The organism is Bradyrhizobium diazoefficiens (genome assembly GCF_016612535.1).
GTDB classification, from domain to species: domain Bacteria; phylum Pseudomonadota; class Alphaproteobacteria; order Rhizobiales; family Xanthobacteraceae; genus Bradyrhizobium; species Bradyrhizobium diazoefficiens_C.
Genome location: NZ_JAENXS010000002.1, coordinates 1,279,056 through 1,292,799, shown reverse-complemented (window position 1 = coordinate 1,292,799; position 13,744 = coordinate 1,279,056). Strand labels below are relative to the sequence as shown.

Annotated in this window: 13 protein-coding genes; 5 read left to right on the top strand and 8 right to left on the bottom strand. The window is 63.5% G+C overall.

Going from position 1 to position 13,744, the window contains the following annotated elements; all coding sequences use genetic code 11:
* Nucleotides 1-135: 135 nt before the first annotated feature.
* Together JJE66_RS23050 and JJE66_RS23045 are read left to right on the top strand one after the other, a co-directional pair.
* Nucleotides 136-810 (top strand): response regulator transcription factor, encoded by a 675-nt coding sequence (locus JJE66_RS23050; RefSeq protein ID WP_200516778.1) that lies wholly within the window; start codon nt 136-138, stop codon nt 808-810.
* Nucleotides 811-886: 76 nt separating this feature from the next.
* Complete coding sequence (locus JJE66_RS23045) at nt 887-2,197, top strand: ATP-binding protein (RefSeq protein ID WP_210349937.1); 1,311 nt, start codon at nt 887-889, stop codon at nt 2,195-2,197.
* Between the two features lie 4 nt (nt 2,198-2,201).
* On the opposite strand, the gene JJE66_RS23040 is transcribed toward JJE66_RS23045, so the two are convergent.
* From JJE66_RS23040 to JJE66_RS23020, 5 genes are all read right to left on the bottom strand, one after another.
* Nucleotides 2,202-3,857: a TRAP transporter large permease subunit gene (locus JJE66_RS23040; protein ID WP_200516776.1), complete on the bottom strand. Its 1,656-nt coding sequence runs from the start codon at nt 3,855-3,857 to the stop codon at nt 2,202-2,204.
* A 28-nt stretch (nt 3,858-3,885) separates the two neighbouring features.
* Nucleotides 3,886-4,467: a TRAP transporter small permease subunit gene (locus JJE66_RS23035; RefSeq protein ID WP_200516775.1), complete on the bottom strand. Its 582-nt coding sequence runs from the start codon at nt 4,465-4,467 to the stop codon at nt 3,886-3,888.
* Between the two features lie 176 nt (nt 4,468-4,643).
* Entirely contained in the window at nt 4,644-5,678 is a 1,035-nt protein-coding gene (moaA, locus tag JJE66_RS23030; protein ID WP_200516774.1) for a GTP 3',8-cyclase MoaA, read from the bottom strand.
* A 119-nt stretch (nt 5,679-5,797) separates the two neighbouring features.
* Nucleotides 5,798-6,298, bottom strand: a complete 501-nt coding sequence (locus JJE66_RS23025; RefSeq protein ID WP_200516773.1) for a hypothetical protein — start codon at nt 6,296-6,298, stop codon at nt 5,798-5,800.
* Nucleotides 6,299-6,430: 132 nt separating this feature from the next.
* Nucleotides 6,431-7,144 carry an HAD-IA family hydrolase gene (locus tag JJE66_RS23020; protein WP_200516772.1) on the bottom strand — a complete coding sequence of 238 codons (714 nt, stop codon included), beginning with the start codon at nt 7,142-7,144 and terminating at the stop codon, nt 6,431-6,433.
* Nucleotides 7,145-7,303: 159 nt separating this feature from the next.
* On the opposite strand from JJE66_RS23020, the gene rpiA reads away from it, so the two are divergent.
* Genes rpiA through gor form a run of 3 tightly spaced genes read left to right on the top strand, consistent with a single transcriptional unit; the run spans nt 7,304 to nt 10,020 of the window.
* Nucleotides 7,304-8,029 (top strand): ribose-5-phosphate isomerase RpiA, encoded by a 726-nt coding sequence (rpiA, locus tag JJE66_RS23015; RefSeq protein WP_200516771.1) that lies wholly within the window; start codon nt 7,304-7,306, stop codon nt 8,027-8,029.
* A 2-nt stretch (nt 8,030-8,031) separates the two neighbouring features.
* Nucleotides 8,032-8,574, top strand: a complete 543-nt coding sequence (locus JJE66_RS23010) for a DUF2059 domain-containing protein (protein ID WP_200516770.1) — start codon at nt 8,032-8,034, stop codon at nt 8,572-8,574.
* A gap of 57 nt (nt 8,575-8,631) precedes the next feature.
* Nucleotides 8,632-10,020, top strand: coding sequence for a glutathione-disulfide reductase (gor, locus tag JJE66_RS23005; RefSeq protein WP_200516769.1), 1,389 nt, complete (start codon nt 8,632-8,634; stop codon nt 10,018-10,020).
* Between the two features lie 52 nt (nt 10,021-10,072).
* On the opposite strand, the gene JJE66_RS23000 is transcribed toward gor, so the two are convergent.
* The 3 genes from JJE66_RS23000 to JJE66_RS22990 all read right to left on the bottom strand — a co-directional run bounded on the left by JJE66_RS23000 (nt 10,073) and on the right by JJE66_RS22990 (nt 13,691).
* Nucleotides 10,073-11,716, bottom strand: a complete 1,644-nt coding sequence (locus JJE66_RS23000) for a porin (protein ID WP_200516768.1) — start codon at nt 11,714-11,716, stop codon at nt 10,073-10,075.
* Nucleotides 11,717-11,943: 227 nt separating this feature from the next.
* Nucleotides 11,944-12,177 (bottom strand): hypothetical protein, encoded by a 234-nt coding sequence (locus JJE66_RS22995; protein WP_200516767.1) that lies wholly within the window; start codon nt 12,175-12,177, stop codon nt 11,944-11,946.
* A gap of 374 nt (nt 12,178-12,551) precedes the next feature.
* Nucleotides 12,552-13,691, bottom strand: coding sequence for a hypothetical protein (locus tag JJE66_RS22990; RefSeq protein ID WP_200516766.1), 1,140 nt, complete (start codon nt 13,689-13,691; stop codon nt 12,552-12,554).
* Nucleotides 13,692-13,744 lie beyond the last annotated feature (53 nt).

Genomic DNA, 13,744 nt, shown 5'->3' with positions numbered 1-13,744 from the left:
GCTTACACGAGCCTGACAGCAGGGAACGACTGGCTTTCCCGGTGCTTTTTCGCTGGCCGAGGCCCCCGGAATGGTGGAAGAGAGCGAAGATGCGGCGCGAGCCGTAATTGCACCGGACCATCCGGCGGGAATGCGATGCGCCTTCTGATCGTCGAGGACAATGCCGAGCTGTCGCGGCTCGTGGCCAGCGGACTGGCAGCCGCGGGCTATGAGAGCGATATCGTGAGCAGCGCGACCGAGGCGCGCGAGGCCGTGCACAATGTCAGCTATGCCGCCATGATCCTCGACCTCGGTCTGCCCGACGGCGACGGGCTGTCGGTGCTGCGCGAGCTGCGGCGCCAGATGGAGCCGCTGCCGGTGCTGGTGCTGACCGCGCGCGGCGGCTTGCAGGACCGCGTCACGGGCTTACGCAGCGGCGCCGACGATTATCTTGCAAAGCCGTTCGCGATGGAGGAGCTGGTGGCGCGGCTGGAGGCGATCCTGCGCCGTCCCGGCCAGTTGCTCGGCCGCTCGCTGCGGCTCGCCAATCTCATCTACGACACCGAGAGCCGCCAGATCTTCGTCGACGACAAGCCGCGCATCATCTCGTCGCGCGAGACCTCGGTGCTGGAGATCCTGCTGCGCCGGCAGGGGCGGGTGGTGCCGAAGAAGAACGTCGAGGACCACATTTTCGGGCTCGAGGGCGAGGTCGCCTCCAATGCGGTCGAGGTGTACGTCTCCCGGCTGCGCAAGCAGCTCGCCGAACACGGCGCCAAGGTCGTGATCCATACTATCCGTGGCGTCGGCTACATGATGGCCGAGGAGAAGTAGCGTGGCCCAGGTTGGATTTCGCGCCAGGGCATTCGCCAGGCCGACGTTCAAATCGCTGATCTCGCGCATCGTGTTCATGCACATCGTCGCGGTCGCGATGGTCGCGATCTTCCTGCCGCTGGTCCTGTTCTGGCTGCTCAACTCCGAGATCGACCAGCTGCATCGCGCCGCGATGCGAGCCCAGGCCGAGACGCTCGCCGAGCGTATCGCCGTCCAGCCCGACGGCAAGGTGACGTTCAACCTGCCCGACAGCCTTCGCGGCCTCTATTCGGAAGCCTATGGCCGCTACCAGTACGACATCCGCGATGCCGACGGCCGCCTGCTGTTCTCGTCGCACAAGAAGACCGGCGGCGTCGAATCCGGATCGATTTCCGGCGCCGACGTGACCCAGACGATCGACGGCACCACCGTTCACATTCAAGTGGCGGAAGATCTGTCCCATCGCGACGTCATTACCGACGACATCGTGTCCAATTTTTTCCGCCGGGTCGGGTGGATCACCATCCCCATTCTTCTGATCCTGCTCGCGATCGATATCATCATCTTCCGCCGCGCGATCGCACCGCTCTGGATGGCCTCGGAGGAGGCCAGCAATATCGGCCCGGCGCGCACCGATATCCGCCTGCCGACGGAGCATATCCCGCGCGAGATCATGCCGCTGGTCACCGCCGTCAACAGGGCGCTCGATCGCCTCGAGGACGGCTTTCGCGTGCAGCGGCAGTTCACGGCGGACGCCGCCCATCAATTGCGCACGCCGCTTGCGATCCTGCGCACGCGGATCGAGACGCTCGGCGACCGTGCGGCGAGGCAGGCGCTGCATGATGACATCGAGGGCATGAGCCGGATCGTCGCCCAGTTGCTGGAGATCGCCGAACTCGACACGCTGGTGCTCGATCCAGGCGAAACCGCTGACCTACGCACCGTGTGCGCCGAGGTGGTCGGTGCGATCGCGCCGTTGGCGATCGCCCAGCACAAGGATATCGCGCTGAGGGGGAGCGACGGGCCGGTGATGATCCACGGCAATTCCGAGATGCTTCAGCGCGCGATCTTCAACCTCGCCGAAAACGCCATCAAATTCACCGCGAAGGAGACCTCGGTCGAGGTCGAGGTCGGCGAGGACGGTTCGGTGCGCGTGCGCGATTGCGGTCCGGGCGTTGCGGAAAGTGAACGCGAGCTGATCTTCCAGCGCTTCTGGCGCCGCGATCGCCAGCGCTCCGACGGCGCGGGCCTGGGGCTTTCGATCGTGCGCGGGGTGGCCCGCGATCACGCGGCCACGGTTGCGGTCGACAATCTCCCCGGCGGCGGCGCCGAGTTCACGCTGCGGTTCAGGCTGGTTCGGGATGCGTCCCGAGCCGTCCACCAGGCCACCCCGGGGTCTGCGGATTGAGCCGCTACTGCTTCGGCGGCCCAAAATCCAGCGGGGGCAGCTCGATTTGCGGCACCTCGATCTTGATGGTGTTGGGATCGATGTTCGACTGCACGCCCTTGTAGTGCATCACCATCGACGGGAAGGTGATGACCAGCAACACCATGACGACCTGAATGACCACGAACGGGACCGCGCCCCAATAGATCTGCCCGGTCGTGACCGGCTCCATGCGTTTCTTGGTGACGCGGTCGATATAGGACTCCTTCGGAGCGACCGAGCGCAGATAGAACAAGGCGAAGCCGAACGGTGGATGCATGAACGAGGTCTGCATGTTGACGCCGAGGATGACGCCGAACCAGATCAGGTCGATGCCGAGATGCTCGGCCGCGGGCCCGAGCAGCGGGATCACGATGAAGGCGAGCTCGAAGAAGTCGAGGAAGAACGCCAGCACGAACACGAAAGCGTTGACGAAGATCAGGAAGCCGATCTGGCCGCCGGGCAGCGAGGTGAGCAGGTGCTCGACCCAGACATGGCCGTTGACGCCGTAGAACGTCAGCGAGAACACGCGCGCGCCGACCAGGATGAAGACGACGAACGCGGACAGCTTCGCGGTCGATTCCACGGCCTGGCGGATCAGGTCCCAGCTCAGGCGTCGCTTCATGGCGCCGAGAATGAGGGCGCCGGCCGCGCCCATGGCGCCGCCTTCGGTCGGTGTCGCGAGGCCGATGAAGATGGTGCCGAGCACGAGGAAGATGAGGAACAGCGGCGGCACCATCACGAAGGTGGTCTGCTGCGCCATCTTCGAGAGGAAACGAAAGCCGAGGAACCGGGCGATGATCCAGTTCAAGACGGCGACGAAGAAGGCGAACAGGATTCCGAAGAACATGCTGAGCACGACGAAATCGGCGCCGTGCGTCTCCGAACCGCGCATCATCAACCAGCCGAACACACAGCTCGCCAGGAACAACACGCCCAGCGAGCGCAGGCCACGGTCGCCATTCTCCTCGCGGAAGCCGATCGCTTCCTTCGGCAGGCCGGGGGCGGCCTTCGGGAAGATCAGGGTGACGAGGAACGCGTAGCCTGCATAGAGCCCGGAGAGCACCAAACCCGGAATGAATGCGCCTTCGTACATGTCGCCGACGGACTTGCCGAGCTGGTCGGCCATCACGATCAGAACGAGCGAGGGCGGGATGATCTGCGCCAGCGTGCCGGACGCCGCGATGATGCCGGTGGCCATGCGGCGGTCGTAGCCGTAGCGCAGCATGATCGGCAGCGAGATCAGGCCCATCGAGATCACGGAGGCCGCGACCACACCGGTCGTCGCCGCAAGCAGCGCGCCGACGAACACGACCGCATAGGCGAGGCCGCCGCGGATGGTGCCGAACAGCTGGCCGATGGTGTCGAGCAGGTCTTCGGCCATGCCGGATCGCTCGAGCACCAGACCCATGAAGGTGAAGAACGGAATCGCCAGCAGCGTATCGTTGTTCATCACGCCGTAGACGCGCTCGGGCAGGGCTTGCAGGAAGTCCGGGCGGAATTCACCGAGCTGGATTCCGATCACTGCGAAGATGAGGCCGACGGCGCCGAGCGAAAACGCTGCGGGATAGCCGAGCAGCAGCACGACGACCAGCGACGCAAACATGATCGGCGCCATATTGGCGATAATAAACGCGGTCATAGATTCCCCCGAAAAACGCCGCTGGCGGTCACTTCTTTTCGATCGCTTCGACGAGGTGCTCGACCTCGGCTTCGATCGCCTTCACCTGCGACTCGTGAGCGTCGGGAATCAGCCCGCGCATCACCGCGATCCGTTTGATCAGTTCGGAAACGGCTTGAACCAGCAGGAAGGCGAAGGCGATCATGATCAGCGACTTCGCCGGCCATTGCGGCAGGCCGCCGGCATTGCCGGATTGCTCGTTGATCTGGAACGAGCGCTCGAAGAACGGTACGCCGGTAATGATCATCACGATCGTCAGCGGCAGCAGGAAAAACGCGTGGCCGATGACATCGATGATGTTGCGCACCTTCTTCGGCATCATGGTGTTGAAAATGTCGATCCGGATGTGCTCGTTGTCGAGCAGGGTCCATGGCGCGCAGAGCAGGAAGACAACGCTGAAAAGCACCCACTGCAGCTCGAGCCAGGAATTGGATGACGTATCGAACGCCTTGCGAACGATCGCGTTGACGGCCGAGACGATCACGGCGACCAGGATCAGCCATGCCAGACGCTTGCCCGTCCAACGTGTGAACGCGTCTATCCCACGGCTCAGCTTTAGGAGCGCTTGCAACGATAGGTCCTCCCCCGATTTTGCCCTAACCGTCTTGGGTCTGCGCCGACGAGGCGCGTCGGCTTGTCCCGCCGCGATGGCTTAAGGCTGCCGCACAAAACCAGCGGCGATGCCGCCAGTCAATCGGAAGTTTATTGATAGTTAAGGGGAATAGCGCCGCAGGCGGCCTGTTACCACTAGCCGCCGGTGACGCTCATGTGCCTGGAGACGCTGGGGCGGTCGTGGCGGCGGTCGATGATGAAATCGTGGCCCTTGGGCTTCAGCCCGATGGCGCGGTCGATGCTCGCGGCAAGCAGCGTGTCGTCGCTGGATGCACGTAGAGGTTTGCGCAAATCGGAGGCATCCTCGTGGCCGAGGCAGGTGTGCAGCGTGCCCGTGCAGGTGATGCGCACCCGGTTGCAGGATTCGCAAAAATTATGGGTCATCGGCGTGATGAAGCCGAGCTTGCCGCCGGTCTCGGCCACGCTGACATAGCGCGCCGGCCCGCCGGTGCTCTCGGCCAGATCCGTCAGCGTGAATTGCTGGGCGAGCCGCGCGCGCACCAGCGACAGCGGCAGATACTGGTCGATGCGGCCCGAGCCGATCTCGCCCATCGGCATCACCTCGATCAGCGTCAGCCCCATGCCCTTGCCATGGGCCCAGCGCAAGAGATCGGGGAGCTCGTCCTCGTTGAGGTTCTTCAGCGCCACCGCGTTGATCTTCACGGCAAGGCCAGCAGCGCGCGCCGCCTCGATGCCTTCCAGCACCTTGTCGATCTCGCCCCAGCGCGTGATCTCGCGAAATTTCCGGGGATCGAGCGTATCGAGCGAGACGTTGATGCGGCGGACGCCGCAATCGGCAAGCTCCTGCGCGTGCTTTGCGAGCTGCGTTCCGTTGGTGGTGAGCGTCAGCTCGTTCAGCGCACCGCTGGTCAGATGGCGCGACAGCGAGCGCACCAGCGACATCACGTTGCGCCGGACCAGCGGCTCGCCGCCGGTGAGCCGCAGCTTCTTCACGCCCTTGGCGATGAAGGCCGAGCAGAGCCGGTCGAGTTCCTCGAGCGTCAGCAAATCGGCCTTGGGCAGGAACGTCATGTCTTCCGACATGCAATAGAAGCAGCGCAGGTCGCAGCGGTCGGTGACGGAGACGCGCAAGTAGGAGATGGTCCGCCCGAACGGATCGGTCATCGCGCTCGACAGCGCCGCGCGAGGGCTCGCAGAAAGTCCGTTCATACCAAATGCCTTGTCACTTACGGCAACGGGCGCACCTTTGCTTCAGCGGTGCTGTAGACGCAATCTAAGCATCGGACGCGGCTAGGACAATCGGGTGGTATACGTAGATTAAGAGTTGATCAACGCTTGCCCGCGTTCGGATCGGGGAACGGCGAACCGCCTGCGGGCGGTGCAGCATCGGCCGGCGCCTCGGCTGGCGCGGCTGCGGCCGGTTTCGGCTTCTTCGGCCGGTGCGGCTTCTTCTTCACCGGCTTGGGCGGCACCGCCGGCTGCAGTTCCGCAAACACCGGATTCGGATCGGTGGTCACCGAGGCGGGTGTGGTGAAATCGCCGGGGGTCTTGATCACGTTCACCGGCACGCTGGCCGGCTGGTATTTATTGAGAGCGTAGTTGACCGTGAAGGGGGCGTCGGGGGCAGGAACCGAAACCGAGCAGGGGGTCTTGCAGCCCGGTCCGAGGGAAGTGTTTGCGTCGGCGCTGGGCGGATTGGATTCCAGCCGGACCTGGACGGTCGGCGGAGCCGATTTGAACATGTTCCAAGACATCGAGGAGCAGCCACCAAGGCTTGTTGCCCCCACGAGGCTCACTCCCGCTAACGCAATCGCGATGACACGACGCATGACCATCCACTTCTAGTGCGACGAACCGCCACATTCCCCGGGCCGACCTTAGAAGCGTCGTTTTCCGCAGGCAACCGGCGGGCGGCGCATAGTTAATAGATGGTTAACGCAGAGTTCCGGGGGATAACCGAGCTATATCAGTAGCTTGCCAGGAGAATACGCCGTCATCAGGCTGTGGGCGGCAGCCGGCAGGTCACGCATGTGATGGATCAGCCGGTCCGGCTTCAGATCCGCGATGGGAACATCCGTGTAGCCGAAGCTGACCCCGATCACGGGCACCCCGGCGCGCCGGGCCACCCCGACATCGGTTCCGGCGTCCCCGACCATGATGCTGGCCTTCACCTCTCCGCCGGCCCGCGCCACGGTTTGGCGGAAAATGGTCGGGTCTGGCTTCTGGACCCCAAACGTGTCCGCGCCGCAGATCGCCGCGAACCACCGGCTCAGGTCGAGCTGGTCCAGAAGCCGCTTCGACAACCATTCCAGCTTGTTGGTGCAGACCGCAAGCCGATGGCCCTGCGCCGCAAACAGGTCGAGCGCGTCCAGGAGTCCCTCGAAGGGGCGGGATTCGACGGCGATGTGGTCGGCGTAATAGGCGATGAAATCCGCCGTCATCCGATTCATGTCGGCGACGCTGACGGTGCGGCCCTCCGCCTCCAGACCCCGCTCGATCAGCTTGCGGGCGCCAGCGCCGATCATGTTGCGGGCGGAAGCCATCGGCATCGGCGGCAGGCCTTCGCGGTCGAGCACGTAATTGAGCGCGGTGATCAGGTCGGGCGCCGTATCTACAAGCGTACCGTCGAGATCGAAGACGAGGGTGTAGGGAGAGGTCTTGCCAGGGAGGGTCATGGCCCAGCGCTACCGGCCCGGCCGTATCCGCGCAAGGGGCGGGGCCATAAGATCAGCTTATGGGCCTGTTCCCAGACCCTGTTCTCCGGCGGAAAACGAGGCTACATAGGCCGCCGCAAGATACCGGCGGCACACCTGAATCCTGAGGCGGGCGTAAACGTGGATATGGACAAGTTGAAACGGCAGGCTGCGGCACGTGCCCTGGAAGAGGTGCGTGACGGCATGCAGCTCGGCCTCGGCACCGGCTCGACCGCCAAGCATTTCGTCGAGCTGCTGGGCGAGCGCGTGCGTGCAGGCCTGAAGGTGATCGGCGTGCCGACCTCGGAAGTGACGCACGCCGACGCGATGCGATGCGGCGTGCCGCTGACCACGCTGGATGAGATCGACCATCTCGACATCACCATCGACGGCGCCGACGAGATCGATCCCGAACTCAATCTGATCAAGGGCGGCGGCGGCGCACTGCTGCGCGAGAAGATCGTGGCGGCGGCTTCGGATCGCATGATCGTGATTGCCGACGACACCAAATGGGTGCCGACGCTCGGCCGCTTTCCGCTTCCGGTCGAGGTCGTCCCGTTCGGGTTCGGGGCGACCCGCCGCGCCATCGAGAAGGCATTTGCGGAATGCGGCGTTTCCGGGCAAATGGCGGTTCGCAAGGTCAAAGGCGGGGACAAGGATGGCCACGTTTTCGTCACCGATGGCGGCCACTGGATCGTCGATGCCCATCTCGGACATATCGTGGATCCGCCCAGCCTAGCCAAGGCGTTGAGCGCGATCCCCGGCGTGGTCGAACATGGGTTGTTTATCGGCTTGGCCAGTTCCGCTGTTCTGGCGGGTGGCGAGGGAATTCGCGTGATTGAACGGCGAAAGCCGAAAGGAGACTAGGAATGAAGAGCGTCTTGAAATTCTTGCCGGTCGCGACCCTCGCTGTGGGACTGGCCCTGTTGGCCGCTCCGGCCATCGCGCAGCAGGCGGCGCCGCCCAAGGCCTCGCCGGCCGCGCCGCCCAAATCCACTCCGGCGGCGATCGCTGCGGCCAAGGAGATTTTGCAGATCAAGAATGCCAGTGCGATGTATGCCGGCGCCGTCCCCGGCCTGGTCGAGAAGACCAAGATCGCGCTGACGCAGCAGAACCTCAACTACCAAAAGGACCTCAACGAGGTCGCGCCGATCGTCGCCCAGGAGCTCCAGGGCCGTCAGAACGAGATCGGCGAGGGCATGGCGCAGATCTATGCCAGCGAGTTTACCGAGCAGGAGCTCAAGGATCTCGTCACCTTCTACAAGTCGCCGCTCGGACAGAAGCTGATCTCCGCGGAGCCGCGCGCCATCGGTCTCAGCATGGCCTTCATGAACTCCTGGGCCCAGAACTTCGCCGAGACCGTGATGGGTGCCTTCCGTGCCGAGATGCGCAAGCGTGGCAAGGAAATCTGACAGACACTATCTGACAGGGGATCGCTGATCGGGCCCTGAAAGAGGTCGGAGTGGACAATGGCTGAATTCGACGTCGACCTCTTTGTCATCGGTGGCGGTTCGGGCGGCGTGCGTGCCGCCCGCATCGCGGCCGGCTACGGCGCCCGCGTCATGATCGCGGAAGAGTACCGCATGGGCGGGACCTGCGTGATCCGCGGCTGCGTGCCCAAGAAGCTGTTCGTGATCGGCTCGCATTTTCGTCACGAGCTCGAGGACGCCGCCGGCTTCGGCTGGACCGTGCCGCCCGCGACCTTTGACTGGCCGACGCTGATCGCCAACAAGGACAAGGAGATCGCGCGGCTGGAAGCGGCCTACACCACCAATATCGAGAAGTCCGGCGCGCGGATCGTCAAGAGCCGTGCGGTGATCGAGGACAAGCACACGGTCCGCCTGCTCGAGAACGACAGGAAGATCACCGCGAAATACATTCTCATCGCGACCGGCGGCGCGCCCAACCATGGCGCGGCGATCCCCGGCATCGAGCATGTGATCTCATCCAACGAAGCATTTCACCTGAAGACGCTGCCGAAGCGGATCGTGATCCAGGGCGGCGGCTACATCGCGCTGGAATTCGCCGGCATCTTTGCCGGCTTCGGCTCCGACGTCACCGTGATCTATCGCGGCGACAACATTCTTCGCGGGTTCGACGAGGACGTCCGCGCGCATGCCCGCAGCGAGATGGAGAAGCAGGGCATCACCATCCTCACCGGCTGCACAGTGAACAAGGTCGATCGCCACGGCGAAGAATTCACCACGCATCTGTCGAACGGTTCGAGCCTCGCTTCCGACCAGGTGATGTTTGCGATCGGCCGTCATCCGGCCGTGGCCAATCTCGGCCTGGAGAAGGCCGGCGTCGCCATCAACCCGAACAACGGCGGCATCGCGGTCGATCATTTCTCGAAGAGCTCGGTCGACAGCATCTACGCGATCGGCGATGTCACCCATCGCCACAATCTGACGCCGGTCGCAATCCGCGAGGGCCATGCCTTTGCCGACACCGTGTTCGGCAAGCGCGAGGTGCAGGTCGATCATTCGTATATCCCGACCGCGGTGTTCTCGCAGCCGGAGATCGGCACCGTTGGTCTGACTGAAACCGAAGCGCGCGCGCAATTCAGTCACGTCGATATCTACAAGACCACGTTTCGCCCGATCAAGGCGACGATGTCCGGCCGTGACACCCGCGTGCTGATGAAGCTCGTCGTCGACGGCTCGACCGATCGCGTGCTGGGCTGCCACATCGTCGGTGACGCCGCCGCCGAGACCACGCAGGTGGTCGCGATTGCCGTGAAGATGAAGGCGACGAAAGCGGATTTCGACTCCACGATCGCGCTGCATCCGACCGCAGCCGAAGAACTCGTCACGATGCGCACACCGACCGCGCGCCACGTGCGCCAGGCGGCGGAGTAGGGCGGCAAACGACGGGGAGCCGCGACCGGCTCCCCGCAATCTTCGCTCCTGGTCAGAAGTCGAACGTCATGCCCGTTGTGACGGCTTCGGCCTTGTTGCCGGCAACGACGTTGTTGTTGGCGTCGCGCCCGCAAACGCCGTAGCCGTGTCCGCTGACACCGAGGCAGTAATGTGCGCCCGGTCCGTTGCGCAGATAGCTGCCCACCATGTACCAGCTCACGAACGGGCTGAAGTGATACTTCACACCGAGCGCGTACTGGTCGGCACTGGAGTCCACAGTGTTCAGCGCAAAGTCGGCGGCACCGGCCGGAGCGGAGACCGCGACCCCGGCGGTGGGATAGGCGTTGATGACGCCCGTGCCCGGCGAACCCGGCGAGGCATTGGCGTGAGCCCAGGATGCGCTGACATCCCATTTGTCGACCGTCTGGGTCGCGCTCAGGAAGTAGCCGTCGCGCGAACGCTCGTTGAAGGCGGCAACCGTATGCTCGCGGCGCATGATCTCGTAGATGCCGTAGAGCTGCAACGTGCCGATCATGTCGTTGAACCGGTAGCCCGCACCGACCTTTGCGGCCCATTCATTGGCGATGCCGACCGCGCCTGCCGGAACGGTGAGAACGCCGCCATTGCTCAGCGGTGTCACGGCCTCGTCGCCGGTTCGATTGGTGCCCTGATGCAGTTCGTAAGCGGCGACCCCCGTGAACCCAGCCTGGTTGTAAGTCAACGATGCACTGTAGAGATTGCCGTACGAGCCGTCGGTGCAGCCTTCCGGCGCAGATGTGAGCGGGAAGCCCGAGCCGCTGCCGCGCGACGATGTGGCGGGACAGTTGAAATCGCCGAGTGCAAAGTCGCTGTTGTCCTTCGCCGTGTTTTGTCCGGGCGAGAGCATGATGGAGGCCTGGAAGCCGTTCCACACCGGCGATTCATACCAGATCGCATGCGCGGCGCGCCAATCGAACTCGGCGCGGAGGTCGCCGCCCGTGTTGCCCATGATCGAGTTGTAATCGCCGAGCGTGGCCGAGAATGGATCGAACTTTGAAGTCGCTTTCTTGTAGGGCGTGTCGGCCTTGCCGGCCTTGATCGTGCCCCAGGGGCTTTCCATGCCGAGGAAGCTGTCGCGCGTACCGAATGCCGCGCGTTCGGTCGGAACGGCTGCGACCTCGACGAGGGACTCGAATTGCGCGATGGCCGCCCATCCAGGATAGCCATAGGGATCGAGGTTGTGGCGCGCACGAACACCGAAATAGGTGAGGTTGCTGGAGACGCCGAGCTTGGTGCCCTGGTCGTAGACGCCGGAGTTGAAGATGTCGCCCGAGAGATCGACATGGCCGTAGAGAGTCACGGTGGTGTTGTCGACGAACGCATTGCCTCCGGGGGCCTTGCTGTAGAGCGGAGCGCCGCCGAGACTGACGACGGTGTGCTCCGGCGCAGGCGCCGGCGACGGCGCGACCGCCGCGTGCAGAACAGGATTGCCTTTGGGTGAGGCCGGCGTGACCGCCGTCACCGCAGCTTTGGACTCTCCGATGTGACTGAAGCGCTGGCGAAGCTGCGCGTTTTCTTTCGCGAGTTTTGCGTTGCTGCGCTCGAGTGCATCGAGACGTGCGACGACGTCGTCGATGGTTGCTGCTCGCAGTGGTTGATTGAGAGCCGTTGCGCATAGGGCCGCGAAGCCCGTTCCGAGCAGAAAGGCCTTCCTCATGTCGTTTCCCCTTTATGACCGCGGACCGTCTAGCGGGCCCGGGATAAAGAGGAAGTTATTGTATGCCAGATACCATATACAATCGCGAGTGTGACGCTCTGTGCGCTTTCCTGGTGAATGTGTCCAATCAGCAACTATTCCTGAAAAAACGTGTCGCGCGGCGATCTGCCGCATTGCGGTGCCCAGTGACATTTTTCTCGAAAGACGATTAGATTCCGTGACTTGCTTCAATCGCCCCACGGCGTTTCGCCGCGTCCGAGACGGCTGGCGATGTCGGTCTGGAACATCGGCGGTCCGAACGCGAACCACTCATCGTCGATCTGGTAAACCAGCAGCCGTCTGTTCTCGCCGCAAAATCTCGTCAGCCAGTCCAATGCCTTCTTCTTCGGCTGCTTGCCAACGGGCACCACGACGTCGACCGGCAGGCCGCGCCAGACGAAATTGGCGGCCAGCATGATCATGTCGGATTGATCCGGCCGCATCCAATCCGGCAGCGGGCTGGATGCGACTAGCCAGCCGCAGATGAATTCGCGGCATGGATGCTGGGGGCGTTCCGGATAGATCGAGCATCGGTGTGCGATGCTGAACGGGCACGGTTGCCCTTTGTGCACCTTGTGTCCGCGAACCTCGATCTGCAGCCAGCCATCGCAGCAGGCGGTGCAGCTTCCGCAAGTTCTGGTGATTTCGGGGCTCACTGGTGAAGCTGGTGCTCCAGGCGCATCTCGATCGCCTCTGAACTACCAGCACCATTCGCGGGCGGGCAAGACCTCCATAGCAAGACCTCCGTAGCAAGACCTATAGCGGAACAGGAGCGGCGTCAGCGCAGCGCTCGCGCTTAGCCGTACAAATATCCGACCGGCTTGCCTTCAGTACGCAAGGGACGAACGTCCTTCTGGGTGATGATCTGACCGGCGAGGCCGTCGATCTCGTCGCGCTGCGTCGGTGTCCAGCTGCGAAGCTCGTTCATGCCCTTGAGCAGGCCGAGGCGAAGGACCTGGGTGTTTTCGCCAACGCCAATCAGGCTGATCGATTCCTTGCCCGCGGTTACCACATCACCGGCAGAGAGTTCAAAGCTCTCGCCGGACTTCTTCTTGAATTCGGCCGTGCCGCGAATGACGCGATAGATCACGACCTCGCCCTTGGCAAAACAGCTGGGGTCAGCAGCGATCGACGTGCTCTTCGGCAGCAGCGACTGGCCGCGCGGGTCGGTCGCGATGACGTGCCCGGTGACGAGATGACCGCTCGGAATCTCGATGCCGATGTCGCGCAGGTAGATTGGCATTGCCGATTTGACGGGACTGTCGACGAGCGGCTTGAACAGTGCATCGAGTGCTAGCGGATCCTGAAGCCAGAAGCCTGCCTCTGCCGGCCGGTCGTGCAGCGGATGGCTCCAGGCCACGCGCGGCGTCTCGGCCTCATTGATCTGGTCCGGGCCGACAATGGTCGGATTCGGAAAGGTCATCGGATCGGTGATGAAGGCTTCGAGGAATTTGCCGGAATAGCCCATTGAGATCGGATCCGGCACCACCGTCTGCGGCGTCTTCAAATTCTCTTCGGTCGACAGGCCCGACCAGGTGTAGAACAGCTGGCGATGCACGATCGCGCTTTGCAGCATCACCGCGCCGGGGCCGACATTGTAGAAGCGCCCATCGTAATCGAAGGTGAACGCGCCCGAGGTGACCAGCACGAGCTGAAAGCCACCCGGCGGCAGATGAAGATGAAAGTCGGTGGGGCCGGTGTCGGGAAGGTAGATCGGCAGATTGGTCGCGACTTCGTGGAGGAGGAAGGTCTCGTTGTTGGCGTGGAAGCCTTCGTTGGCGCGGTTGTAGAGGGCTTGCGGCCGGTAGGTCGCTTGGTATTTCGCATTCCGGTCGCGGTCGATCGCGACGAAGTCCTGGCTGTTGAGGCGAAGCGGCGCACCATTCGGATGGGTGAGGCCAGTGATTTTGAGATCGCCCGCAGCATGCACATTCATGACGTTCTCCGGTCTGGGCCGTTCTTTGCCTGGCAACTCACTGCGAATTTTGG